This is a genomic window from Bacillus sp. OV166 (assembly GCF_900177675.1).
Classification (GTDB): Bacteria; Bacillota; Bacilli; order Bacillales; family Cytobacillaceae; genus Neobacillus.
The window spans coordinates 4,602,262-4,628,562 of sequence record NZ_FXWM01000001.1 but is presented as its reverse complement, the minus strand read 5'-3'; the positions used below and the strand labels follow the sequence as shown (position 1 = coordinate 4,628,562).

General features: G+C 36.8%; 24 protein-coding genes and 2 pseudogenes. 12 read left to right on the top strand and 14 right to left on the bottom strand.

Going from position 1 to position 26,301, the window contains the following annotated elements; genetic code table 11:
• Positions 1–35 precede the first annotated feature (35 nt).
• From yidC to CCK98_RS22570, 5 genes are all read right to left on the bottom strand, one after another.
• The gene (gene yidC / locus CCK98_RS22590) at positions 36–830 is read right to left on the bottom strand and encodes a membrane protein insertase YidC (RefSeq protein WP_088088625.1); all 795 of its coding nucleotides are present in this window, start codon (positions 828–830) and stop codon (positions 36–38) included.
• Between the two features lie 30 nt (positions 831–860).
• Positions 861–1,151 carry a hypothetical protein gene (locus CCK98_RS22585; RefSeq protein ID WP_088088624.1) on the bottom strand — a complete coding sequence of 97 codons (291 nt, stop codon included), beginning with the start codon at positions 1,149–1,151 and terminating at the stop codon, positions 861–863.
• A gap of 147 nt (positions 1,152–1,298) precedes the next feature.
• On the bottom strand, positions 1,299–2,048 hold the full coding sequence (pflA, locus tag CCK98_RS22580) for a pyruvate formate-lyase-activating protein (protein ID WP_088088623.1): 750 nt from the start codon (positions 2,046–2,048) through the stop codon (positions 1,299–1,301).
• Between the two features lie 96 nt (positions 2,049–2,144).
• Positions 2,145–4,370, bottom strand: coding sequence for a formate C-acetyltransferase (gene pflB / locus CCK98_RS22575; RefSeq protein ID WP_088088622.1), 2,226 nt, complete (start codon positions 4,368–4,370; stop codon positions 2,145–2,147).
• A 335-nt stretch (positions 4,371–4,705) separates the two neighbouring features.
• Positions 4,706–5,158: a cupredoxin domain-containing protein gene (locus CCK98_RS22570; RefSeq protein WP_088088621.1), complete on the bottom strand. Its 453-nt coding sequence runs from the start codon at positions 5,156–5,158 to the stop codon at positions 4,706–4,708.
• A gap of 292 nt (positions 5,159–5,450) precedes the next feature.
• On the opposite strand from CCK98_RS22570, the gene mprF reads away from it, so the two are divergent.
• Both mprF and CCK98_RS22560 read left to right on the top strand, forming a co-directional pair.
• Entirely contained in the window at positions 5,451–7,979 is a 2,529-nt protein-coding gene (gene mprF / locus CCK98_RS22565; protein ID WP_256942448.1) for a bifunctional lysylphosphatidylglycerol flippase/synthetase MprF, read from the top strand.
• Between the two features lie 145 nt (positions 7,980–8,124).
• Positions 8,125–9,282 (top strand): D-alanyl-D-alanine carboxypeptidase family protein, encoded by a 1,158-nt coding sequence (locus CCK98_RS22560; protein ID WP_088088619.1) that lies wholly within the window; start codon positions 8,125–8,127, stop codon positions 9,280–9,282.
• Positions 9,283–9,324: 42 nt separating this feature from the next.
• Here CCK98_RS22560 and modB read toward each other — a convergent pair whose 3' ends face one another.
• The 3 genes and pseudogenes from modB to CCK98_RS22545 form a co-directional block, all read right to left on the bottom strand.
• Positions 9,325–9,981 carry a molybdate ABC transporter permease subunit gene (gene modB / locus CCK98_RS22555; RefSeq protein ID WP_179196030.1) on the bottom strand — a complete coding sequence of 219 codons (657 nt, stop codon included), beginning with the start codon at positions 9,979–9,981 and terminating at the stop codon, positions 9,325–9,327.
• Positions 9,982–9,989: 8 nt separating this feature from the next.
• A pseudogene (gene modA, locus CCK98_RS22550) lies at positions 9,990–10,232 on the bottom strand (molybdate ABC transporter substrate-binding protein); the annotation flags it as partial.
• 119 nt (positions 10,233–10,351) lie between these two features.
• The gene (locus tag CCK98_RS22545) at positions 10,352–10,594 is read right to left on the bottom strand and encodes a YkuS family protein (RefSeq protein ID WP_026563751.1); all 243 of its coding nucleotides are present in this window, start codon (positions 10,592–10,594) and stop codon (positions 10,352–10,354) included.
• A 102-nt stretch (positions 10,595–10,696) separates the two neighbouring features.
• On the opposite strand from CCK98_RS22545, the gene CCK98_RS22540 reads away from it, so the two are divergent.
• The gene (locus tag CCK98_RS22540) at positions 10,697–10,828 is read left to right on the top strand and encodes a YuzL family protein (protein ID WP_088088616.1); all 132 of its coding nucleotides are present in this window, start codon (positions 10,697–10,699) and stop codon (positions 10,826–10,828) included.
• Between the two features lie 45 nt (positions 10,829–10,873).
• Here the strand turns inward: CCK98_RS22540 and CCK98_RS22535 are convergent, their stop codons facing one another.
• Positions 10,874–12,493, bottom strand: coding sequence for an ABC-F family ATP-binding cassette domain-containing protein (locus CCK98_RS22535; protein ID WP_088088615.1), 1,620 nt, complete (start codon positions 12,491–12,493; stop codon positions 10,874–10,876).
• A gap of 377 nt (positions 12,494–12,870) precedes the next feature.
• A complete protein-coding gene (locus CCK98_RS22530) occupies positions 12,871–13,473 on the bottom strand; it encodes an SCO family protein (RefSeq protein WP_088088614.1) in 603 nt (200 codons plus the stop codon).
• A gap of 184 nt (positions 13,474–13,657) precedes the next feature.
• Between CCK98_RS22530 and CCK98_RS22525 the strand changes: the two genes are divergently transcribed.
• The 3 genes from CCK98_RS22525 (at position 13,658) to CCK98_RS22515 (ending at position 16,385) form a co-directional block, all read left to right on the top strand.
• Positions 13,658–14,050 carry a CidA/LrgA family protein gene (locus CCK98_RS22525; protein WP_088088613.1) on the top strand — a complete coding sequence of 131 codons (393 nt, stop codon included), beginning with the start codon at positions 13,658–13,660 and terminating at the stop codon, positions 14,048–14,050.
• A complete protein-coding gene (locus CCK98_RS22520; RefSeq protein WP_088088612.1) occupies positions 14,034–14,711 on the top strand; it encodes an LrgB family protein in 678 nt (225 codons plus the stop codon). The genes CCK98_RS22525 and CCK98_RS22520 overlap by 17 nt, the downstream gene beginning before the upstream one ends.
• A gap of 312 nt (positions 14,712–15,023) precedes the next feature.
• Positions 15,024–16,385: an IS1182 family transposase gene (locus CCK98_RS22515; RefSeq protein WP_088085959.1), complete on the top strand. Its 1,362-nt coding sequence runs from the start codon at positions 15,024–15,026 to the stop codon at positions 16,383–16,385.
• 158 nt (positions 16,386–16,543) lie between these two features.
• Here the strand turns inward: CCK98_RS22515 and CCK98_RS35590 are convergent, their stop codons facing one another.
• The gene (locus tag CCK98_RS35590; RefSeq protein WP_088088611.1) at positions 16,544–16,687 is read right to left on the bottom strand and encodes a hypothetical protein; all 144 of its coding nucleotides are present in this window, start codon (positions 16,685–16,687) and stop codon (positions 16,544–16,546) included.
• 47 nt (positions 16,688–16,734) lie between these two features.
• Here CCK98_RS35590 and CCK98_RS22505 point away from each other — a divergent pair, with 47 nt between their 5' ends.
• On the top strand, positions 16,735–16,953 hold the full coding sequence (locus tag CCK98_RS22505; protein WP_251032777.1) for a cold-inducible protein YdjO-related protein: 219 nt from the start codon (positions 16,735–16,737) through the stop codon (positions 16,951–16,953).
• Between the two features lie 48 nt (positions 16,954–17,001).
• Here CCK98_RS22505 and CCK98_RS22500 read toward each other — a convergent pair whose 3' ends face one another.
• From CCK98_RS22500 to yhfH, 3 genes are all read right to left on the bottom strand, one after another.
• Complete coding sequence (locus CCK98_RS22500) at positions 17,002–17,250, bottom strand: transcriptional regulator SplA domain-containing protein (RefSeq protein ID WP_088088610.1); 249 nt, start codon at positions 17,248–17,250, stop codon at positions 17,002–17,004.
• A 17-nt stretch (positions 17,251–17,267) separates the two neighbouring features.
• The gene (locus CCK98_RS35585) at positions 17,268–17,441 is read right to left on the bottom strand and encodes a hypothetical protein (RefSeq protein ID WP_179195901.1); all 174 of its coding nucleotides are present in this window, start codon (positions 17,439–17,441) and stop codon (positions 17,268–17,270) included.
• 151 nt (positions 17,442–17,592) lie between these two features.
• Entirely contained in the window at positions 17,593–17,727 is a 135-nt protein-coding gene (gene yhfH, locus CCK98_RS22495; RefSeq protein WP_088088609.1) for a protein YhfH, read from the bottom strand.
• Positions 17,728–18,024: 297 nt separating this feature from the next.
• Between yhfH and CCK98_RS22490 the strand changes: the two genes are divergently transcribed.
• The 5 genes and pseudogenes from CCK98_RS22490 to CCK98_RS22465 all read left to right on the top strand — a co-directional run bounded on the left by CCK98_RS22490 (position 18,025) and on the right by CCK98_RS22465 (position 26,139).
• Positions 18,025–20,178, top strand: coding sequence for a PAS domain S-box protein (locus CCK98_RS22490; protein WP_088088608.1), 2,154 nt, complete (start codon positions 18,025–18,027; stop codon positions 20,176–20,178).
• A gap of 148 nt (positions 20,179–20,326) precedes the next feature.
• Positions 20,327–22,387, top strand: coding sequence for a formate dehydrogenase subunit alpha (fdhF, locus tag CCK98_RS22480; protein WP_256942447.1), 2,061 nt, complete (start codon positions 20,327–20,329; stop codon positions 22,385–22,387).
• Between the two features lie 578 nt (positions 22,388–22,965).
• A pseudogene (ltrA, locus tag CCK98_RS22475) lies at positions 22,966–23,757 on the top strand (group II intron reverse transcriptase/maturase); the annotation flags it as partial.
• Positions 23,758–24,302: 545 nt separating this feature from the next.
• The gene (ltrA, locus tag CCK98_RS22470; protein ID WP_088087260.1) at positions 24,303–25,547 is read left to right on the top strand and encodes a group II intron reverse transcriptase/maturase; all 1,245 of its coding nucleotides are present in this window, start codon (positions 24,303–24,305) and stop codon (positions 25,545–25,547) included.
• 139 nt (positions 25,548–25,686) lie between these two features.
• Positions 25,687–26,139, top strand: coding sequence for a group II intron maturase-specific domain-containing protein (locus CCK98_RS22465; RefSeq protein WP_088090516.1), 453 nt, complete (start codon positions 25,687–25,689; stop codon positions 26,137–26,139).
• The last annotated feature ends 162 nt before the right edge of the window (positions 26,140–26,301 follow it).

Sequence of the window (26,301 nt, the reverse complement as noted above, 5' to 3'; positions counted from 1 at the left end):
AGAAGCATCAAAGGATGCTTCTTTTTTCAATCTGATTATTTTTGTTTGACTTGGACTTTTGGTGTTTTATTTATCTGATAAAGACTTTTGCTAATCATAGTTTGTACAATTAGGAATGTACCGCCAACTACCCAATAAAGAGGCAGGGCTGCTGGTGCATTAAAAGAAAACATGACAATCATTAATGGAGATAGCAATCCCATGTATTTCATTTGGTCTTGCTGTGCTGTTGGCATATTGGACTGGGAAACTTTAAACTGGAAGTAGTAAATAACCCCGGCAATGATTGTAATAATAATGTCTGGATTTCCGAGACTAAACCATAAAAACTCGTGGGTTTTAATTTCTTCAGAACCGCGAATCGCATAATAGAAGCCAGTTAGAATAGGCATTTGAATGAGCATTGGCAAACAGCCCATATTTAATGGGTTTACCCCGTGCTTTTTATAAAGGCCCATCATTTCCGCTTGTAGTTCTTGCTTTTTCTTAGGATCCTTTTCAGTTTTCATCTTTGCTTGAATAACGTCCATTTCGGGTTTTAATACATCCATCTTTTCCTTCATACCCATTTGATTTTTATACTGCCTAAGCATTAACGGCATTAACGCTAGTCTGATAACTATTGTAACAATAATTATGGCCAAACCATAGTTTCCGTTAAAGAATTCAGCAACGGAATGGATAGATATAGAAAAAGGATTGACAACATAATGTTGAAAAAATCCAGTATTGTTAGTTCCTTTTTGTGTTTGAGATGAACAAGCCGATAGTAATAATGTTATTAAGCCAAGCAGTGAGAATAATAGTAGTGAAGATCGTTTTGTTTTCATATTTCCTCCTAGAATGTTGTAAATAAATTGTTAAGTATAGAGGAAGGAAATAGGCTCTTCAGTATCATCCTGAGAATATTCTTTTCTACGAAAATATATAACAATTCTTTTCAGAATATAGCTTCCATTTAAACAACTTTTCTTACGGTAAAATGCCAATGGGTGAATAATTTCTGTTCTTGCTTGATTAGATAAGGAGCCAAGAAAAGAATATTCCACACTCCAAGCCCATAAGAATTTTAAAGTAATTCCTAAATAAATACTGACGTAAAGGGCGTTTAGGGCATTGATATCTGAAATATCTATAAGCAATTGAAACAAAAATTATCACCTCACTTAATTGTCAATGATATGAGTATATAGTAGAAAGAGTAAAGAATCAATTTTATAATTGCGATTATACCATATTTTGAAGACATTACTAATTGGACTAATAAGTTCTTAAAAAAACACTGATTCAGAAGTGAATCAGTGTCCAATCGGTGCCTTCCAGCTTGCAGTTATCAATTTATAAGCAAACTCGACTTTTTCCTCTGAAGGTGGTTCGACAGAGTTAAGTTGATATTCAAGTCCTAGAGCTTCCCACTTATAAACACCGAGCTTGTGATACGGCAGGATTTCAATCTTTTGCACATTTTTAAGCGTTCCGATAAATTCACCGAGTTTTTCCAGATCTTCAGGATCATCCGTAACCGTAGGGACAAGCACATGGCGTACCCAAACCGGAACTTGATGGTCTGATAAAAATGTTGCAAATTCAAGGATATGAACATTGGCCATGCCAGTTAGCTGGATATGCTTTTTTCGGTTAATATGCTTCAAATCGAGAAGGATTAAGTCAGTATACTGTAAGAGTTCTTCAAGCTGTTCAATAAAAAGCTTGGAATGGGAGAAACAGCCACCAGAGGAATCGATGGTAGTATGAATCCCTTTCTTTTTGCATTCCTTGAACAATTCTATTAAGAAAGGAATTTGCAACAGTGGTTCTCCACCGCTTACTGTAATACCGCCACCCGACGATTGAATGAAGGGGAGGTAAGACATTAGATCATCCATGATATCGGAAACAGCCATTTCTTTGCCGCTGCCGATTTCCCAAGTATCAGCATTATGGCAAAACTGGCACCTTAATAGACAGCCTTGTGTAAAAATTACATATCGGATCCCTGGTCCGTCGACTGTCCCTAATGTTTCGATTGAATGAATATTTCCGTTCATGATGATGATCCCCCTTTAATTTAATAGGAGCCCGATATAAAGGGCTCCTGGTATTGAACTAGTTCTCTGATTCCAGCGCCTAGCAGCGCTTCCGCTTTATAATGATTCGTGGAAAGTACGATTAATAACGTCTAATTGCTGTTCTTTTGTTAATTTAATAAAGTTTACTGCATAACCAGATACACGGATTGTTAATTGTGGATAAAGCTCTGGGTGTTCCATTGCATCAATTAATGTTTCTCTATTAAAGACGTTAACATTTAAGTGATGACCTGATTTGATAGCATATCCATCTAGGATGGATACTAGGTTGCGCACTTGGCTTTCTTCTTCTTTACCTAAAGCTTTAGGCACAATTGAGAAGGTATTTGAAATTCCATCCATTGCATAATTGTAAGGAAGTTTTGCAACAGAAGAAAGGGAAGCTAATGTTCCTTTTGTGTCACGTCCATGCATTGGGTTAGCACCTGGTGCAAATGGTTCTCCCATACGACGGCCATCAGGTGTGTTACCAGTTTTCTTTCCATATACCACATTTGATGTAATCGTCAAGATTGAAAGTGTATGAACTGAGTCACGGTAAGTTTGGTGCTTGCGAAGCTTTTTCATAAAGGTTTTAAGAACTTCAACAGCAATCGCATCAACACGGTCATCGTTGTTTCCGTATTTAGGGAAGTCTCCATTCGTTTCAAAATCAACCGCAAGACCATTTTCATCACGGATTACCTTTACTTCACCATATTTAATGGCACTAAGTGAATCAGCAACAACGGATAGGCCAGCAATACCAGTTGCCATCGTACGAAGGATCTTGGTATCATGTAACGCCATTTCAATTCTTTCATAGCTGTACTTATCATGCATATAGTGAATTACATTTAATGTGTTAATATAAAGTCCAGCAAGCCATTCCATCATAAGATCAAATTTTTGCATGACTTCTTCATAATTTAATACTTCAGAAGTAATTGGCTGATATTGTGGTCCAACTTGGATTTTTAATTTTTCATCAACGCCGCCGTTAATGGAGTAAAGAAGTGCTTTTGCTAGGTTTGCACGAGCTCCGAAGAATTGCATTTGCTTACCAATTTCCATAGCGGATACACAGCAGGCAATTCCATAGTCATCGCCATATTCTGGACGCATAATATCATCGTTTTCATATTGAATGGAGCTAGTTTTGATTGACATTTTTGCGCAATACTTTTTAAAGTTCTCAGGTAACTGCGGTGACCATAAAACCGTTAAGTTTGGTTCTGGTGCGGCACCTAAATTATCTAATGTATGAAGGAAACGGAAGGAGTTCTTCGTTACAAGAGAACGACCATCATTTGCCATACCGCCAATTGACTCAGTTACCCATGTAGGGTCACCGCTGAATAATTCATTATAATCTGGTGTCCGTGCAAATTTAACGAGACGAAGTTTCATAATAAAATGGTCAACAATTTCTTGTACAGCTTCTTCAGTTAATGTACCGTTTTGTATGTCTCTTTCTACGTAAATATCTAAGAACGTTGATACACGACCAAGGCTCATCGCAGCACCATTTTGTTCCTTGATCGCTGCTAAGTAACCAAAATACACAAACTGGAATGCTTCAGCAGCATTTTTAGCAGGCTGGCTAATATCAAATCCATAGCTGTTTGCCATTTCCTTCAGTTCTTTTAACGCACGAATTTGTTCAGCGAGTTCTTCGCGAAGACGCATGTTATCTTCAGTCATTACTTTGCTTGTGTTCTTTTGATCCTTGTGCTTTTCTTGGATTAAGAAATCAACACCATAAAGGGCAACCCTACGGTAATCACCGATAATACGACCGCGGCCATATGCATCAGGAAGTCCAGTAATGATTGCAGCTTTACGTGCAAGCATCATTTCATCGGTATAGGCATCGAAGACACCTTGGTTGTGAGTTTTACGGAACTCAGTAAAGAATTTTTCAATTTCAGGGTTTAATTCGTAACCATAAGCCTCACAAGTCGCTTTCGCCATGCGAATGCCGCCAAATGGCTGCATAGAACGATTATAAGGTTTATCAGTTTGTACACCAACTATTTTTTCAAGATCTTCATTAAGATATCCAGGACCATGGGAAGTAATAGTAGAAACGGTTTCTGTGTCCATATCCAATACTCCGCCATTTTCACGCTCTTGCTTTGTTAATTCCATTACTTGATCCCAAAGTTTAGTGGTTGCTGCAGTTGGACCTGCTAAGAAAGAGTCATCTCCTTCAAAAGGAGTAAAGTTTTTTAGGATAAAATCGCGAACGTTAACTTCTTTTGACCATGCACCTTTGGTAAATCCATTCCATTGTTCCATCATATTTCACCTCATATTTTTTATAAAATCTATATAACAGTTTTTGTATTTACTTTATGAATAGAGTATAACAGATATATTGTGAAAAAAGGTACGCATATTAGTAACTAATTGTTAAGGTTTTGTGAAGTCTGATTTAAAGGGATATTTTTCATTATCCTAGGCAGATTCTTTCTGACATTTAGATTAAAAAATAAAAACTGTACTATAATTATTAAGGGTAACAGATAAACTGTTATATAGAAAAAATCCAATAATAACAAGGTGTCAATAGTATTAATTATTAAAACAGAACTACAATTGGAATAAAAAAAGCAGGAGAAAGATCTCCTGCGTTAATCTACCACAATATAAGCAATCATTGGGCCATTTTGTGACCGATCTGAATGAACCTCACAAATCAATCGATAGGTACCCTCTTTTTCAAACTGGAGCGGAACAATGGTTTCTTCTCCTTTTCTCACTATCCCTTTTATTTTTGTTCCTTCTATATAAAAAGGATGCTCTTCACCGTTAATCCCATTAATGAATAACCTTACTTTTTCGTCTTTTTCTAAGAAAACTGTACCAGGATCCCAGCGGTAAGCCTCCATTTCTTTTCCGTTTTTCATTTTTGTACTGAATTCCGCAGTAACCATGTGAATTTCACGGATATTTGCTTTTCCTTGCTGATTAAAAACAGTTGTATCTCCAGCTTTTAATATGAACCATGCCGATAGCGAAACAAGTACAACACCAATAGCTGCAAAAAATAGTAGTGTTTCCTTTTTAAATACTACAAATTTCATTTGGTACCCCCCTCGTATATTTGTCCTACTTTATTCATATGCCTATTAGGTGAGTAAACTTGTCTCTTTTTTATTATTTTTGTACTCTCTTTGATAAATAAATCTCTTTACTCTTGGTTCACTATCAATGGTTGAACATTTAAAAAAATGTCTACAATGAGTATTAATACCCAGCAATGTGAGGAAATATTTCTTTGTTTTTCCTATAGAAAAGTTTATAGTAAAATCAGGAATTAAAAGAACACATGCGGAGACTAGGTTGAATTAGCTGAAAAATTAGGTGGTTAGCTTGTTGGGGATTCGAAAAGAAAAGATTTTAAAAATCGCTAAATTTATTTTCCCGTTGTTACTGTTAATCTTTGCAATTATTGAAATAAAAAAATTCACCCAAAACTTAAATATACAGTTACTGAAGGATGAACTAAATCAGCTTAATATCGGGCTTCTTCTATTAATAATAGCAATCACCTTTGTCGCTGTTTTACCAATGTTGCTTTATGATGTGATATTAGTCAGGATATTAAAATTGAAAGTCCCAATTCGGGATCTTTTGGAACAATCATTCATTGCGAATTCCTTTTCAAATTTAATTGGCTTCGGTGGATTAATAGGGGGAATGTTAAGGACGTACTTCTTTCATAAGCTCGAACAGGACAAGCGAAGGCTTTTGGGGGTTATTGCTTCTGTATCCTTATTTTATTTAACAGGGGTATCAGTTTTATCATGGATCGTTATAATAAAGCATCGAAATTTTCCACTGTTTGTTGATACAAGATGGCTCTATTTTGCTGTTCTTGGGGTCGGTTTATACTTACCGCTTTTTATAATCATCCATATGATTAAATCAAATAAGGGCAGTCAGTCACTATTAAGTACAAATATTACTTTGAAGCTTATCTTGGTTTCAATTATCGAATGGCTCGCGGTATTTTTTGCAATTTTGATCTTATGCAGGATTTTAGGGATTTCAATTACTGCAGACAGTCTATTTCCTGTCTATATTGTAGCTGCTTGTGCAGGCATCATAAGTATGATTCCAGGAGGGCTAGGGTCCTTTGATTTAGTGTTTATTTGGGGGATGCAAGAGTTATTTATTCCCGAAGAAAAAGTGCTTGTTTTGCTTTTATTTTATCGGATTGGGTATTATTTTTTACCATTCCTTTTAAGCCTTGTATTCTTTGTTAAGCTTTATTGGGAAAAATGGAACCAAACCTGGAATGATCTTCCTAAAGCTGTTGTCCAAGGATTTAGTCATGTCTTGTTAACGATGCTTGTTTTTTTATCAGGTTTAATCTTGCTTTTATCTGCAAGTATCCCTGGAATTATGTCCAGACTAAAGGTAGCCCAGGAGCTTTTATCGTTTCCAATCATTAACGTATCACACCAATTATCGGTGGCTGCAGGGTTTTTGTTACTAGGATTATCTCGAGGAATTGAATATAGTGTGAAGAGAGCGTATGAGTTGACAATGTTCGCCCTAATTCTAGCGGCACTATTCTCTATTTTTAAAGGGATTGATTATGAGGAAGCGATATTTTTAATTATTGTTGCCCTTTTACTACGGATGTCAAAAGGTCAATTTTATCGTGAGAGTTATGTACTGACATGGGGAAAAACGATCTTTGATATTACGATTATTCTAATGATTACTGCAATGTATCTCTTAATAGGGTATGCAAACCTGCCGATCTCAAAAATAGAAATCCCTTCCAAGCTTTTGCCTTATGTAATTGTCGATTATCGGGATTTATTTACGAGTGCTGTTATAGGACTTGTCATTGCTTTATTAATACTTATGTTTGGCTATTTAATCAGTTTGCCTAAAAAGTGGTCATTGGAGAGGTCCAATGGTCGAGATAAAGAAATTATTGCTCATTTAACCAAGTATCAAGGAAAGGTACTTTCCCATTTAATTTTTTTACATGACAAATTAATCTTTTGGAACAGTAAAAAGAATGTTTTATTATCCTATCAACAATATGCAGACAAGTTAGTTATTCTCGGCGACCCGATTGGGGAAAAAAACGAATTATCTAATGCAATTGAGGAATTTCAGGAAATAGCCGATTTACATGGTTTTACTCCTGTTTTTTATCAGGTAAGTGATGATATGCTTCCGTATCTCCACGGCCATGGCTTTGCTTTTTTTAAATTGGGTGAAGAGGCGTTTGTTGATCTGAAGAATTTTTCCCTTTCAGGAAACAAAATGAAGGGCTTACGGACATTAAGAAATAAATTTGCGCGAGCAAACTATTCTTTTGAAGTAGTTGACCCTCCATTTTCACCAGGGCTGGTGGAAGAACTTAGAGAAATATCTAATGAGTGGCTTCTAGGGCGAACTGAGAAGGGTTTTTCTTTGGGGTTCTTTGATGAAGAATATTTAAATAAGGCGCCGATTGCCATTTTAAAAGATGAAAATATGCAAACACTTGGCTTTATGAGCATTATGTATGTTTACGATGACTATCAGACGATATCTGTTGATTTAATGAGATTTAGACCCGAAGTATCATCAGGTACTGTTGATTATCTTTTCCTCTGTTTATTTGATTGGGCAAAGGAACAAGGGTACGGCCGCTTTAATATGGGGATGGCCCCACTTGCGAATGTAGGATTATCAAGGTTTTCTTTTCTAGGCGAGAAAATTGCTGCTCAAATTTTCCTGCACGGACACTTTATTTATCATTTCCAAGGTCTGAGAAAATTTAAGCAGAAATATACAAACATTTGGGAGCCTAAATACTTGGCTTACCGCAGAAAATCGTCATTACCATTAATAATGGCTCAAATAACTTTATTGATATCAAAAAAAAGAAATTAGAACTATTACCGGCGGATGATACCTGCCGGCTTTTCTTTTTCCTATAATAGATCTTTAATTAATAATTTCTATTTTGAAACTATTATTTTGCAAAACTATCTGGTAATATTAATTTGGAAATAATGTAAAAGTTGGGTGTTATCTATTGAAAAAGTTAATATCGTTAATTATTTTTATCCTACTTATTTGTTCTAACCATTTAAACACCTTTGCGGCAATAAATGGTCCGATAGAACTGAAAAGTAAGGGGGCTGTTCTGTTAGATTCAGATACAGGTGCTATTCTCTTTGCGAAAAATGCCAATCAAAGAATGTACCCTGCAAGTCTAACGAAAATAGCAACTGCAATCTATGCAATTGAAAAGGGAAACTTGGACAGCATCGTAACTGTTAGTGGTAATGCAGTTAGACAAGATGGAACAAGGGTATATTTAGATGAAGGGGAAAAGATCCCTTTAAAAAAATTGATCCAAGGCATGCTAATTAATTCCGGAAATGATGCAGCTGTAGCAATTGCGGAACATTTAGATGGAAGTGTCGAACAGTTTGCTGTTCATTTGAATGGGTATTTAAAATCAACGATTGGCGTCAAGAACACACATTTTATCAATCCCAACGGTTTGTTTGATAAAAACCACTATACGACAGCAATGGATTTAGCAATAATAACTAATTATGCAATTAAGAATCCCATTTTTGCTGACATCTTTGGAACAAAAGTCCTCAAATGGGAGGGGCAATCTTGGAAAACGAATATCCTAACCCACCACCGCATGCTTAAAGGAGAGTTAGCTTATCCAGGAATAACAGGCGGCAAAACAGGGTATACAAGTGAGGCAAAACAAACTCTGGCTACTACAGCTAGAAATGCCAAATTAGGGTTGACAGCAGTCGTTTTAAATTCTGAACAACAAAGAGAGAAATATGATGATACAGCCCGTTTGTTTGATTATGGTTTTAAGAACTTTCAGCATTCAATATTAAAGCAAGATGAAATTTACAAAAAGGATAATAAAGAATTTTGTCCTGAAATGGACACCCTGATCACTGAATCAATAAATGGTACAATTAAAGAGGTAAATACTGAGGGGAAACTATCGATAAAAAATACTAACGGGCAAGTGGTTCAGTTAGTACCATTAAAATATAAAGAGCCAATTCCGGAGAAGGTTACAATTAAAAGCGATAAAATTAGTGTTAAGAAACAACAGGTTTCCCATTTGAATGCGATATATGGGATCATTATCATCGCATTTGCGGGAATTTTTATAGGTGTAAGGAAGAAATTCATAAAAAAATACTAATCTTATCATAAAAGCCATGGAAAGGATGAAACCTTTTCATGGCTATTTTTGTGTTACATTGGTAGCAAGTAACATTAAGGATGAGATAATAATCATCGATATGACAAGGAGCCAGGCTAATTTCATGTTCCCAGATTCCATGGCTATATAAATGGCGGTGGGAGCAGTTTGTGTTTTTCCGGGAATATTGCCCGCGAACATGAAGGTTGCTCCGAATTCACCTAGTGCTCTTGCAAAACTAAGAATAAGGCCCGTAATAATTGATTTTGTAGATAATGGCAGGGTTACAAGTAAAAATACATTCAGTTCGTTTGCACCATCAACTCTTGCTGCTTCTTCTATTCCCTTATCAACAGCTTGAAAACCAATCTTTACCGTTTGGTACATTAAGGGAAAAGCAACAATGGTTGAAGCAATCACTGCAGCAAAAGGTGTAAAAATAATGGAACTATCAAATAGTTTATTTATTATTGATCCAACCGGACTATTCCCACCAAAAAAGAATATCAGTAAAAATCCGATCACTGTAGGGGGCAATACGATTGGAAGCAACAGAAAAATTTCAATGAGCATTTTTCCCCTAAAGAGTCCTTTGGATAGTAATCTAGCTAATAAGATTCCAAACACAAACACTAAGGTAACAGAAATAGACGCAACCTTTAGCGATAAAATAATGGGGGACCAGAATTCACTTTGCATCAAAAAGATCAATCCAATACTTTAAAACCATATTTTTTAAATATCGCTCGTGCCGTAGGAGTTTGTAAATAATCATAAAATAGAGAAACCTCTTTCTTGTTAACAGATGACTTTATAATACCTGCAGAATAAATAATTGGTTCGTGAGAATGTTCCTCAGCGACAGTAATAACTTTTACTTTATCAGATCCTTTTAGATCTGTCATATAGACGATGCCAGCATCAACACTTTTCGTCTCCACATAGGTAATTCGTCCTTTTAAACATCTTCATTCCTAAATCATTATAGCAAATTGATTTAATCATAAAAGATTAGAAACAAAAAAAAGACTAAAGTAGTAAATCCTTTAGTCTTTGAAAAATAACCTGATTATTGTAGTCTACTTTCGACTTGTTGACATACTTCATCAGCAGACAGGCCGTTTGCGTCTATAACTGATCCTTTTGTAAAGGTATCCTGCATACCCATTACATTAGAATCTAGTCCTGTAACCACACAGCAATCACAATTCTGAGCATCCGACTCTTGCTTTAATTCGATCACATCATGTCCTTTTTCACGTAAAGCCTGTTGAACTTGTGCAAGAGATTGTTCCACACCAATTTTTGCCATACAAAACACCTCCTCCTCTAAATTATCTTGCCTAACTTTACCGTAATTATTCGGAATAAGTAGCTATAATCATCCAAAAACTAATAGGGGAGGTGTACAAAAATGGGAAAACGTAAAAAGGATCCATCGACAATCGGGTTGACTTCCCCGCAAGTAGAAGGTCAGGGAACAACTACAACCGAAACAGGTTCACGGACTGAACCATCATCAAGCAGAAAACAGAAAAAAAGCTAAACAAGCAGGCACCCATGTTACAAACCGTGGGTGCCGTCTAATTATTTATTGGTACATCTGTGCAACTTGCTTCTGAATCTCATCATTTTCAAGGTATTCATCATAGCTCATTTGCTTATCTACTAAGCCTTTTGGTGTTAATTCGAAAATTCGATTGGCGATTGTTTGGATAAATTGATGGTCATGGGACGCAAAAAGCAACGAGCCCTTAAAGTTAATTAGACCATTATTAAGAGCCGTAATCGATTCTAAGTCTAAATGGTTAGTTGGTTCATCAAGAAGGAGAACATTCGCACCATTTAACATCATTTTAGAAAGCATACAGCGAACTTTTTCTCCCCCGGAAAGGACACTTGCTTTTTTCAGAACTTCTTCACCAGAGAAAAGCATTCTTCCTAAAAATCCACGTAAAAAGCTCTCGCTGTCATCTTTAGGTGAGAATTGACGAAGCCAATCCACTAGGTTTAAGTCACTGTTTTCAAAATACTCGGAGTTATCCTTCGGGAAATACGCTTGAGAAGTAGTAATTCCCCATTTAAAGGTACCACTATCTGCTTCCATTTCGCCCATTAGAATTTTAAACAGTACCGTCTTAGCAGCTTCATTTGTTCCAACAAGAGCAATTTTATCACCCTTATTGACAATAAAATTAACGTTATCAAGAACCTTTACACCATCAATGGTTTTTGTTAATCCTTCAACGCGTAACAAATCATTCCCAATTTCTCGGTCTGGAGTAAAGCCAACAAAAGGATACCGGCGAGATGAAGGTCTAATGTCATCAAGCGTAATTTTATCCAGTAGCTTCTTACGAGAAGTAGCTTGTTTAGATTTCGAGGCATTGGCACTAAAGCGTGCAATAAAGGCTTGTAATTCCTTGATTTTTTCTTCCTTCTTTTTATTAGCGTCTGAAGTTAATCTTGTAGCTAATTGACTTGATTCATACCAGAAATCATAGTTACCAACATAAACTTGAATTTTCCCAAAATCTAAGTCGGCGATATGAGTACAAACCTTATTAAGGAAATGACGGTCATGGGAAACAACAATAACAGTGTTTTCAAAGTTAATTAAGAAGTCTTCCAACCATTGAATGGCTTTGATGTCCAAGTGGTTTGTAGGCTCATCGAGAAGTAAAACGTCTGGTCTGCCAAACAAAGCTTGTGCAAGCAGCACTTTCACTTTTTCTGACCCAGTTATTTCAGCCATTTTCTTATAATGAAGGTCCTCACCAATGCCAAGTCCTTTTAGAAGAATAGCTGCTTCTGGTTCTGCTTCCCAACCGTTTAATTCGGCAAATTCACCCTCAAGCTCAGCAGCCTTCATACCGTCTTCATCCGTGAAGTTTTCCTTCATATAGATAGCGTCTTTTTCCTGCATAACTTGGTAAAGTCTCGTATGACCCATAATGACAGTCTTTAATACTTCGTATTCTTCATATTCAAAATGGTTCTGTTTTAACACAGCCATCCGTTCGTTAGGTCCGAGCTGAACAGTTCCTGTTTGTGCTTCAATTTCACCAGATAGAATTTTTAAAAAGGTTGATTTTCCGGCACCATTTGCACCAATTAGTCCGTAGCAGTTACCAGGATTAAATTTAATGTTTACATCTTCGAATAATTTCCGGTCTCCATATCTTAAACCTACGTTACTTACAGTAATCATATTTAAAACATCCTCCAAGAACAAAATATCTACTGATTATACCATTAAAATAGTAGAAGAGCGAATTCTTTCAGATGAAGTTCTTTTTAAAAGAAAAATTTTCTAAAAAAATTTCTCCAATTTCACACTTTATTCATATTTTTGATGTAGAATTGGGATATGAAGCAAGTAAAAGAAGGTGTGAGAAATATGGCGAAGAATCAACTGACTGAACTCGTTAACAAGTTAAAAAAGGCCGGTATAAAAGCGAGTTTAACAAAACCAAAGTCTAATTACCTATTGTCTTTACAGCAAATAAAAAAATACCCTTCATCCGTGAATTAAAGAAAAAAGTAATAAAAAGCGATTAATCCCAAGTGGACTAATCGCTTTTTTGTTTAGTCTAATTTATCCATTACTGTGTCATAAACTTCTTTTTTATTAAAGTCTTTTCCCATTGGAAACTTGTCGATGAATTTATTGTTTTCATCAACCAGGAAGGTAAAGGTTGAATGGATGAATTGACCATTGCCAGGATCTTTAAATTGAAATTGCATCGCATCCGCAACCTTTTTCATTTCTTGGCGGTCCCTTTTTATGTTTTGCTTGTCTCCTGTTAAGAATAACCATTGTTTGTTATTCTCTATCTCAAACCCCTGCATATAACTAGTTAATATCAAGGGAGTATCTCGATATGGATCGATGGTAATTGTTAAAAATTCAATATCCTTACCAAAAACGCCAATCTTTTCAAAATCTTTTTTCAGGTCAATCATTTTTTCGGTGGTTGTTGGACAAATATCAGGACAATGAGTGTAGATGAATTCAACAAGTTTTAATTTGGTATGATCCTTACCAAAATTATATGAATCACCGTTTTGGTCTATCAAGGTAACTTCTGCAGGTATTTTTGCATTTGCATCGCGAATGAGAAAGAAAGAAATTCCTGCTGCAATCCCAATAAACACAGTAAGACTGCATATTAAATAGATCTTTTTCATATGTATCCCTCCTACCATTAAGATAAAGAAGTTATTCGAAAAAAGATATGGATATTTTGTGAACAAAAGTTAATGCAAATTTAAAGTGATTCCTTTATACTGTAGTATTATTGATTATATTTTTTAAAAAATATAGAATATTGCTGATTGTACTTTTTATTCCAGAGAAAAGGAGGGGGATTTAGTGAAAAAAGTGCTGACATTTTCTAGTCAAATATTGATATTAATTGTGATTTATCAGATTGGAAATCAAATTGCACGAATTCTTCATTTGCAAATTCCAGGAAATGTTATCGGTATACTACTCCTTTTAGTTTTACTCTGGAAAGGTGTAATAAAAGTCGAACAAATAGACGTAGCGGCCACATGGTTATTAAAACATTTAAGCTTTTTTTTCATTCCTATTGCCGTAGGATTAATGACATTGGGGCCCATCTTCATACATAAGGGCGTCATTATCTTATTTGTCCTTGTAACAAGTGCTTTTATTGGACTTTTATCGGCAGGTAAAGCCACCCAATCAGTGATTATGAAAAAAGAAAAGGTGAAAGTGAATTATCATGATCACAGTTTATAGTATTTTCCTAACAATTGCTGTCTATAAACTATCTCGTTGGTTTGGCCAAAAGTATTCCTCCCCTTTAACAAGCCCAGTATTTTTAAGTACATTCATCATTATTATCCTATTAGTAGGATCACATATTACTTATCGTGAATATATTCCTGCTAAAAAAATTATGACTTACCTGCTCGGTCCAGCAACAGTAGCCTTAGCAGTGCCAATCTATAAGAATCGGAATTTGATTGCAAAGTATAGGGTTGCTGCTTGCGTTGGACTTTTAATTGGGACATTTACAACGATTACCACTGCCCTAGTTATTGCTAAAAGCTTCTATTTCTCTAAAATGCTACTTCTTTCGTTAACGATAAAGTCAGTTACGGTCCCAGTTGCAACAGAAATTGGGAAAATAATTAAAGCTAATGTATCACTCATTGTTGCTTTTGTTATACTTACTGGAATGATTGGAGCTATGTTTGGTCCAAAGCTTCTGACTATATTTAAAATTCATCATCCTTTTGCTCGAGGCTTATCAATCGGGACCATAGCACATGGAATTGGCACAGCTGAAGCAGTCAAGGAGGGAGAAATCCAGGGAGCTGTTGCTGGAGCAGCAATGGGAATTGCCGCCTTATTAATTTCGTTTATCGTACCATATCTAATTCCTTATTTCCTATAGAAAAACTAAAGCCTTCCATTTAAATAGGAAGGCTTCAGACTGTCGACAAATCCGAAAAACTTGGGTTTGCCGGCAGTCTTTTTTATGTCTTTGTTAAATTGTTTGTTGATTTGCGCTCCAGGCGCTTCGCTTTCCGCGGGCGTAGCGGGGAGCCTCCTCGGCGCTTAAGCGCCTGCGGGGTCTCCCCTGCTCCGTACTCCCGCAGGAGTCTTCGCGCCTTCCGCTCCAATCAACAAGTTTTAAAATCAATAATGACCTTTAAATCAGTCCTTTGTATAATTAAGATACAGACATATAGATGAGGTGGATGAAATGCTAACTAAAAATACACAGATGAATCGTGATCAAATAGAAATGATAGCTTTAGAACAAGTTGTACCCGCGAACCACTTGGTTCGTAAGATAGAAGCTGCTATTGATTTTTCATTTATCTATTCACTTGTCCAAGATATGTACTCATCTGAACGGGGACGTCCGAGTATTGACCCTGTGGTATTGATAAAGATGGCTTTCATTCAATATACCTTCGGTATTCGCTCTATGCGTCAAACCATTGCAGAAATCGAAACGAATATGGCATATCGTTGGTTTCTCGGCTTTGGTTTTTATGATAAGGTACCTCACTTTTCAACGTTTGGTAAAAACTACGAGCGACGCTTTAAGGATACTGATTTATTTGAACAGATATTCTATCGTATTTTAAAGGAAGCCTCAGAAAAGAAATTGATTAGTAGCGAGCACGTATTTATTGATTCTACACATGTTAAAGCTAGTGCAAATAAGCGTAAATTTGAAAAGAAAGTAGTTCGAAAGGAATCGAAGGTTTATGAAACACGTCTACAAGAAGAGATTAATAAAGACCGGGATGATCACGGAAAAAAGCCATTTCCTCCAGATAAATTTGAAAAAGAAGAATTAAAGGAAATTAAAGAAAGTACCACTGACCCAGAAAGTGGTTATTACGTAAAGGATGAGCGAACGAAACAGTTCGCATATTCATTTCATGCGGCTTCGGATCGAAATGGTTTTGTTTTGGGTGCAATTGTAACCCCGGGGAATATCCATGATAGCGTCATTTTCGAGCCACTACTTGAGAAGGTCATTGAAAAACACGGGAAACCTGAAGCTGTTGCTGCTGATGCTGGATACAAAACACCTGCTATTGCTCAATTCGTAATTGAAAATGATATGACTCCTGCATTACCATATACACGACCTCGTACGAAGGACGGTTATATGAAAAAACATGAGTATATTTATGATGAATACTACGATTGTTATATCTGTCCGCAAGGACAAATACTGAAATATGCAACGACGACGAAGAATGGAAAGCGTCAATACTTCTCTAATCCGTTTGAGTGCCAAAATTGTCCTTTACTTTCAGAATGCACGCAGAGTAAAGAACATAAAAAATTGATTGAGCGACATGTTTGGGAACATTACATAGAAGAAGCCGATCATCTTCGTCACACACAAGAAAATAAAAGCATTTACGCAAGACGTAAAGAAACGATTGAACGGGTCTTTGCGGATGCTAAGGAAAAGCATGGTATGCGTTGGACAACCTTAAGAGGCTTAAAAAAATTGTCCATGCAAGCGATGCTTACTTTTGCTGCCATGAACTTGAAAAAGATGGCCAGCTGGACGTGGAAAGGTCCAGAATTGGCGTAATAATAGTCAAAGGTAGGTCTAAATTTTGCTCTTATGAGCAAAAATCCAATAAAAAGGCATCCGAATGGGCTCATTCGAATGCCTTTTGTCTACAATCTGAAGCCTTCCATTTAAATAGGAAGGCTTTAGTTTTTTCATAATTTAAATAGAAAAAATCTCTACTTTTCTTTTTTATTATCAAGGTACATTCCAGCAAGTAACTTCTTGACTTCATTATAACTTAAGCCAGATTGGCTATTTAACCTCTTAACTTCTTCGATATCCGTTCCAACGATTGTGTATTGGTTTTTATTTGTAAACATTATTTTTCCAACTCCTATGGATTTTATGGAAATGAAAAGCCGCTTTTTTGTGCATACTAATAAAAAAGGAGGCGGTTCCCATTTTTTACGGTAAAAGAGCTAAAGAAGAAGAAATTGAAACAATCTTGGTTGATACTGAAATCTATTCTTGTATAGATGAAGCGTGTATAGGTTGGATGAGAAAAGATTTTGTGGCAGATGACTTACTCTGCCCAATGTGTGGCAATGAAATGCTACAGGAGATGAGAGAACTTCCGCAAATTTAAGAAATTATATATTTGTAAAGACTGTCATAGATAAATGACAGTCTTTTCTTATTCACCAAAATCAAAAAAATGTGTATCATATGCCTTTTTTGCTGCATCAGAGCTGCTAAAAAGTGCATCATCCTCTTCAAGGTCAAGAAATTTCTCATTAAGATATAACGCTAAGTTATCAGGGTTATTTGGATGTTGGACAATTTCGGCGGCTTTAATATTTGCGGCAGTTAGAAAAGTAGGATTCCGATAAATAATATAAACTTCATCACCCGGTTTAGCATTAGCAATTTCAATCATTCCCATATAATTTAACCGCCTTTCTATAGATTTTCATTTTGCTGTTGAATCTCATCTCCGCTAATTAAAGTGTTGGCTTCTTCAAGATTTCTAAGTTCATCCACTGAATCACCTGAAACAGTTTTCGTACGACCAGCAAAAGTTTCTTTTAGAGGGTCACTTGTTCGTTCAGTTCGAGAATTATCCTTTTTAAACATTCAATTCAACTCCTTATCTTAAGGGTTTGCTTCCCTAAAAGGGATTATGCCTTCCTAATTCTCTCCAAAACGGAAATAAATTGAATACAGTAGATACCATTCATGATTAATATCAAAAAAAACTCTCCAAAAATGGAGAGTTTTTTTTGAACTATTCCTCTTTTTTAGCTAAACAGCGGTCACATTCCATAAAGTAACTTTCTGCTTGTTCCTCCATGTGCTGACCACACTCTGAACATTCCTTTTTTTGCAAAGTACGAAAAAACTCAACTGGACTCATTAACATAATAAAAATCCCCCTTTATTAATACAGTTTATTTTAATTGCTCTTGTTATAGTACAGTATAGCCGAAATAAATTAAAATGTGTAGACTTATTTTTAAAAAATCAGCCCTTTTTTTAAAAATAAGTCTTTTATCATAAGAATTAATTTATTCCTTTTTTCTTGTTTTAAATGAACGGTTATTTATCGGTTAAAATAAAGGGAAATAACAATCTTCGATATTTATTCCTTCCATAACATTACGATTTACATTACAATCATAGTAGAAAAGCAATATAGAAACTGGGGAGATGCTGGTAAATGATTGCAATGATCGGGACTTTTCAACCTTATTTCATTATTATTGCCATTGGATTAACCATCATGGCATCATATACAGCATTAGATATGTTTACCTTAATTAAGTCGTCTGAAAAAAATAAGAGGCTCCTGTTTTTGGGTGGAACATTATCTATGGGAATCGGGATTTGGATCATGAACTTTATCGGACTCATTTCAGAAGATACAAATCGGTTCGCAAGTTATCAAATTCCACTTACGATTCTTTCAATGGTTATTGGGATTGCTTTTACAGGAATGGCTTTCCTTTCATTTTATGGAAAACAAATTAAATATTATCATTTAATCGTGGGCAGTGTATTTCTAACCTTTGCAGTAATTGCCATACAGGTAATCGGATTATATGCAATGAATGTAAATATTAAATTTAATTTCCTCTTGCTTGTTTTTTCAGGACTTTTAATCTTTGGTTCCTTTTTATTTTCTTTATGGATTCTTTTTTCTTCAAAAAGTTATACCCAAAGTAATCAGGTTTGGTTAAAACCAATTAGTGCAATCATTATGTCATTAGCAATTATCGAAGGTCATTTTCTTTTAAGGAGAGCCTCATTTACGACAACAAAGGTTCTTGGGGGATCTAGTTCTGATAGTTCCTTTATTATTTATTTGGTATTATTCGTGTCTATATTAATTATCGGTGGACTAATCTTATCGAGTACATTAATTAGTAAACAATTAGTGGCAACCGATACAAACTTAAAAGACATCAAAGCTGCACTGGATGCTTCAACCATTGTTGCGATTACAAATCCAGTTGGAACAATCATTTTTGTAAATGATAAATTTGAAGAAATTTCTAAATATAAAAAGGAAGAGATTATCGGTCAGAACCATCGAATAATAAATTCTGGCTATCATTCTAAAGAGTTTTTCAAAGACCTATGGCGTACGATACAAGCTGGACAAATATGGCGCGGGGAAATTCGTAATAAAGCAAAGGATGGGACGCTTTATTGGGTTGATACTACCATTGTTCCTTTTTTGAATAAAAAAGGTAAACCTGTGCAATATATTGCAATACGTTCAGATATTTCTGACCGCAAAAAGGCGGAAGAGCATCTTAAGGAAACAATTAAAGAGAATATTGATATTAAATTTGCGCTTGATCAATCATCAATTGTCGCATTTACAGATGCAAAAGGAATCATCACCAGTGTAAATGACAAGTTCTGTGAGATATCTAAATATAATCGAGAAGAACTCCTGGGGAAAGACCACAATATTCTAAATTCTGGTTACCACTCAAAGGACTTTTTCAAAAATCTTTGGAAAACCATTGGTTCTGGAAATGTCTGGAAGGGAGAGATCAGAAATAAAGCTAAAGATGGAACTTATTATTGGGTGGACACAACCATTGTTCCATTTATTAATGGTCAAGGAAAGCCATACCAATACCTTGCAATTCGCAATGATATAACAGAGCGGAAGAAAACAGAAGAGGTCCTCCATCGCCAGGATAAGCTCGCGGCTGTTGGACAATTGGCTGCAGGTGTTGCTCATGAAATCCGGAATCCACTAACCTCGATGAAAGGGTACGCGGAATTCTTGCAGTTAGACGAAAAAGATCCGGAGCGAATGGAGTTTTTGAGTATCATTCTAGATGAAATTGAACGGGTTAATACGATTGTTGAGGACTTTATGGTATTGGCAAAACCAAAGGCAGTGGAATTGGAAGAAAAAAATGTTGTTCCTGTTATTAAGAATGTTGTCTCCTTGCTTGAATTCGAAGCGAGAAAGAAAAATGTTCTTTTGACCTTTGATTGTAACCATGAAATTATTCAAATTGAATGTGATGAGAATCGCTTAAAGCAGGTATTTCTGAATTTCATTAAAAACGGAATTGAAGCTATGCCTAATGGTGGCGAATTACATGTTAAAACAATCATACATGATAATAATGTCCAAATTTCTATTCAAGACACAGGAGTAGGAATATCCAAAGAAAAATTAAAGAAACTAGGAGAACCTTTTTACACAACCAAGAAGAATGGTAACGGCTTAGGCTTAATGGTTAGTTTCAAAATTATTGAAAGCCATAATGGTAAGGTTTTTGTGGAAAGTGAACCTAATAAAGGAACAACTTTTAATATCTTATTACCGGCAAAAATTGCCTGAAAGCGGGGGGATCTAATCTCTCGTTTTTTTTTTATCCAAAATTTTCATTCAAGAAAAAGACAAATATTCTTTGAAAAAGAAATCCACAATCTTACTAAATAGATTAATATGGTAATAGAGGTATTAATGTTTTTATAGGGGAGTGAAAATGGTGGGAGAAGCAAATTTTGTTAAAACGATCTGCGGTTATTGTGGTACTGGATGTGGCTTAGTCCTTGAAGTACAAGACAACAAAATCATGAAAATCCGCGGTGACAAAGAAGCACCAGTGAACAAAGGGCAAACATGTGTAAAAGGCGCATTTGCCTATGAATACGTACATGCAAAAAATAGATTAACATCTCCACTAATCCGTAAAGCAGGAAAGCTAGTTGAAACCACTTGGGATGAAGCATATCAATTCATTGCTAGTCAATTATCCAACATAAAAACTACGTGGGGTCCAGACTCGATATCCATGTTCGCTTGCGCGAGAAATACAAACGAATCCAATTTTGTAACTCAAAAATTTATGAGGGCGGTCATTAATAGTAACAATATTGATGGCTGTAACCGTACTTGACACGCCTCTAGCGTTGCCGGTCTGGCAACTGTTTTTGGAAGCGGTTCACCGACTAATACACTAGATGATATTGATCGAGCAGAAGTGTTACTTTTGATGGGTTCAAATACAACAGAAGCACACCCCATTATTGCAAATCGTATGAAAAAAGCTGCAAAATCTGGTTTGAAAATAATTGTCATAGATCCAAGGAAAATAGATATGGTAAAATCTTCCCATCGCCATTTGCAATTAAATGTGGGCTCAGATATTGCTCTTATCAATGCTTTCATTAGAGTCATCTTAAAAGAAGGTTTATACAGTCCGGAGTTTGTCCAACAGGTTACGCTTGATTTCGAGAAGTTAGAAAAGCAAGTCGAGCCTTTTACGCTGGAATACGCTGCATCGATTACCGGTTTAAATGCAGAAGACATTGCTGCAACTGCAAGAGAGTACGCCACTTCAAACGGTTCGATGATTGCGTACACGCTCGGGATTACGGAGCATCACTGTGGTGTAAATAATGTATTTGATATAGCAAATCTTGCATTATTAACTGGGAATATCGGTAAACCAGGCTCTGGTGTCATGCCGCTTCGAGGTCAGAATAATGTTCAAGGTGCAGGTGATATGGGCTGTTTGCCAAACCAATTAACAGGTGGTATGAGCATAGTAAATCGTGATTCCCGGGCGCGGTTTGAAAAGGAATGGAATGTTGAACTAAACCCAAGAGTGGGTGACACACAAACGAGAACTTTTGATCGGATCGAGTCGGGTGAATTAAAGGCACTTTATGTCATTGGTGAAAACCCGCTCCTTGCTGATGTTCATATGAATCATACACAAACATTGTTTGAAAAGCTTGATTTATTAATTGTTCAAGATATTTTCTTAACGGAAACAGCAAGAATGGCTGATGTTGTTTTACCAGCACGTTCATGGGGTGAGGTGGATGGAACATATACCAACACCGACCGGAGAGTTCAAAGAGTTCGCAAAGCGGTAGAACCACACCCAAATGTGAAAGAAGACTGGGAAATCCTATGTGACCTTTCTACGATTATGGGCTATCCAATTCACTATAACAACAGTGAAGAAATCTGGGATGAAGTTAGAAAACTAGCTTGGGAGATGTACGGGGGCATATCGTATGAAAGACTTGAAAAAGAGTATGGTATTCATTATCCTTGCCCAGATGAAAACCATCCAGGTACACTTATCTTGCACGAGAGGTTCCACCAAATGGAGTCGACATCAATAAAGTCATCATTTGTACCGGTAGATTATACTGCACCATTGGAACTCCCTGATGCTGAATATCCATTTACACTAACAACAGGAAGACGTTATGAATCTTACAATACACATTCTCAGACGCGTCATTATGCCGCTGGAGTTAAATTAAAACAAACAGAAGAAACTGTTGATATTCATCCAAACGATGCTGCAGCTTTAGGTATAACAGATGGTGAAGTGGTAAAGGTTCGCTCGAGAAGAGGAGAACTACAGGTAAAGGCGAAGATTACCGAACAAGTAGTCCCAGGGCTCGTTTTTATGAGCTTCCACTGGAGTGAAACACCGACCAATGTCTTAACCTTAAATGAGTTTGATCCTATTTCAGGAACAGCCGAATATAAGGCTTGTGCTGTTGCAATATCGAGGATATAGAGAATTTATTTAAAGACGCAGTTTAATGACTGCGTTTTTTTATTTTGCGTGCCCAGCAAGCCGTTAATTGCTAATTGGTGAAAGTCCAATCTGAGTAAGTACCAAGGCGCTCAGTAGCTGACAGGCAACTGGTGAAGAAATTCTAAGGTTGAAGCCCTGTGACAAAGTAACTCTCTAGCAGAGTGCGAGCAAACTAACAGGTTGTAACATAAAGTGAATCCTGCCGTCTCGTCAAAGGAACCCACTCTTGGTGGCAAAAGAGAAGTCGAGCCTTGATAATATGGGCGAAGACCATGGAAGGTGTGAAGAACTTGGAACAGCAGCACCGAAGAATCTCTCGGGGTAAGGGGAACGACATGTTAGGAAAGTAAATAACGGAACTGGGGATACCCTCCTCGTCACTTTCTTACAAAAGTAAAGCAGAAACCTATAAGTGTACACGAAATGGTGGATGGATGAGAGGGAGTCGGAGGGGGTCATAGTACCAAAGATGGCAATGACAACATAACATTGTCTAGGGAAGGACGGCAAAAGCCAGTACCCTACTTCGTTCATATGTTGGAAGGAGGTAAGAGTGAGTGAATGCCAAGAAAATGGCTAACTACACCAATAATGCAAAAGCTCAAGAACTCTGGAAGACGTTATATCTTTGTGCCAAGGAAAACACTGGTCGCAAATTTCATGCATTATATGACAAAATCTATCGTCCTGACATTCTATGGGAAGCGTGGCAACGTGTGAAACGAAAGAAAGGCAGTGGAGGCGTAGATGGACAGTCGATTGTAAATATCGTCGAGGAATATGGAGAGAAGAAATTCTTGAACGAACTCTACCTAGAGTTGAAAGAGAATAGATATCATCCCAATCCAGTCCTAAGAACCTACATACCAAAGGATGACGGAAAGAAGCGTCCATTAGGTATTCCCACCATTAAAGATCGAGTTGCGCAAATGGCAACCAAGATGGTTATTGAACCTATTTTTGAAGCAGACTTTCATGAATGCTCATTTGGTTTTCGTCCTAAACGTAATGCCCATCAAGCCATGGCAAAGATACGAAAAGCGAGTAAGAAATGTTTTTGGGTAGTCGACGTCGATATCCAAGGATATTTTGATAACATCAACCAAGAGAAATTGATAAAGTTGGTCGAGCAACGTATTAGTGACCGAAGAGTCATAAAGCTAATTCGTAAGTGGCTGAAGGCAGGCATTATGGAGGAAGGTAAAATAAGAAATCCGATTAATGGAACACCGCAAGGTGGTGTTATCTCCCCACTGTTAGCAAATATCTATTTAAACACAATGGATAAGATTTGGGAGAAGCGATTTAATCACCTAGGTGAATTAGTCAGATATGCGGATGACTGTGTGCCACGAAAACTGGCGAGGTGTGCCTGAAAGGCACAATCAACTAGTTGTGCTGCACTCAAGATGAGAGTAGGCCTCTCGCAATCGCTATACAGGTAGAGGTTGCAAACCACCTTAAGGTGCTTTAGTCAAAAGCTATGGTATTGAGCGTTAAGGAAAAGGCAGAGCAAGACTTTGTCAGGTACGTATTAAGGAGACGAAAACCATTGAACCGCTGAGGAAGTATCGAAAGCGTAGTGATGTCATCAAAACTGAGGGGGAGTCGTTAACTCAGGATTAGTTCGGAGGGAACCTGTTTACTGTCCGTTCGGTGACCGGTATAAAGGCGGCGTGAACTTAATACAGGCTTGAGTGTGGAACGTGGGAACCTACGACATGGATGCCAAGGGAGAAATTCAAGTGGATGCACCACAAGAATCAGAGTACCAATGCCATGTATAGGGGCGGAATAACCCGTAGTAGTAATGAAACCTCCTAACGGAGGAGGAGCAAAGGGGTTATGTTATTCAGTTTTATGACCAAGTCAACCATTTAAATGGGAGGAACTTATGAATAAAACAAAGTCGTTTGCGATATCCAAAAAGGTAGTTTATGAAGCCTTTCTAAGAGTAAAAGCAAATAAAGGGTCAGCCGGTATTGATGAAGAGTCGATTGAAGAATTCGAAATGAATCTAAAAGATAATCTCTACAAACTATGGAACAGAATGTCCTCAGGAAGCTACTTTCCTCCAGCAGTAAAAGCTGTAGAAATACCGAAGAAAGGTGGCGGTACTAGGACACTAGGGATCCCAACTGTTGAAGATAGAATTGCACAAATGGTCGTGAAGTTGTACTTTGAACCCTCGGTGGAACCTTTCTTTCACAAGGATTCGTACGGTTATAGACCCAATAAAAGTGCAATTCAAGCATTAGAGATAACCCGTAAAAGGTGCTGGAAATACAACTGGGTTCTAGAATTCGATATAAAAGGACTATTCGACAACATTGACCAAGGTTTACTAATGAAAGCAGTGGAAAAGCACACAAGTAATAAATGGGTAAAACTCTATATTAATAGATGGCTAAAGGCACCTTTTCAAACAAAAGAAGGGATAGTAGAACGGACTTCTGGTACACCGCAAGGTGGAGTTATAAGTCCAGTTCTAGCAAATCTATTTCTTCATTACACATTTGATAAGTGGATGACTATAAACCATACAAATAATCCTTTTGCGAGATATGCAGATGACGCAGTTATCCACTGCGAATCAGAAGCTGAGGCAACAGAATTGCTTATATCACTTAACAAAAGGATGAAGGAATGTAAACTGGAACTACATCCAACCAAAACACGAATTGTGTATTGTAAAGATGCAGATAGGAAAGAAAATCACGAAAATATTTCGTTCGATTTTCTTGGATATACGTTCAGACCAAGACGTTCCAAAAACAGATGGGGAAAGCATTTTATTAATTTTACACCAGCGATTAGTAATAAGTCTAAGAAATCAATTCGGCAAAAAGTAAGGGACTGGAAGCTACAGTTAAAAGCCGAAAAGGACCTTACGGACCTATCAAATATGTTTAACTCACAGATTATAGGGTGGATTAATTACTATGGCAAGTTCTACAAATCTGAAATGTACTCAACATTAAGACACATCAATAAAGCCTTAATAATGTGGGCAAGGAAGAAATACAAAAGGTTAGCTCGTCACAAGAAAAGAGCTGAATACTTATTAGGTAGAATTGCAAAACAGATTCCAAAACTATTTAAACATTGGGAAATAGGTATCAAGCCTACGGCTGAATAATGGGAGCCGGATGAGCTGAGAGGTTCACGTCCGGTTCTGAGAGGGGCTACTGGGGAGGTTCCAGTGGCCTACTTGCCTCGTCATCATGTGCAAAACCAAACAACAAGCACTTGAAAGCATTAGAGTTATTCAAGCAATAATGGGGAAACTTGACCTCTCAATTAATCGAGATAAATCAAGATTGGTTCACCTCTGGGATGATATAGAGGGTTTTGATTTCTTAGGGTTTCATAATCGCAAGTTTCCAATCCGCAGGAAAGGCGGACACACACTGTTTGTCATGTCACATATACCGAAAAAGAACGCAATGAAGAAAATGCGAGGAAAGATTAAGGCCTACACAGAGCCAAGGGCAAAATTGTACTTGGATATTCATGATTTGGTGAAGGGATTAAACAAGAAACTACAAGGTTTCAAGAACTACTATCTCATATCACCTAAAGCAAAGAAATGGCTTAATCGGATTGACTGGTATGTGTTAGAACGCCTTACATTATTCTATAACAAGAAAAGAAATAGGCATAAGAAACATGGGAATTTAACAGACGTAAGGAATGAGATTGGTCATATATTGGTGAAATTGGCTAGTTAGTCTCTGTAACGCCAAAGAAAGAAGAACGTCGGAAAGCCGTATGAGGGAAAACTTCACGTACGGTTTGATGAGGAGGAACTGAAAGTAAAAGAGATAGCCGAAAGGCTATCCCTCTGAAATCAGTTTCTTACTCTACTCAAAAGGCTGTGTTAAAGGTTGATT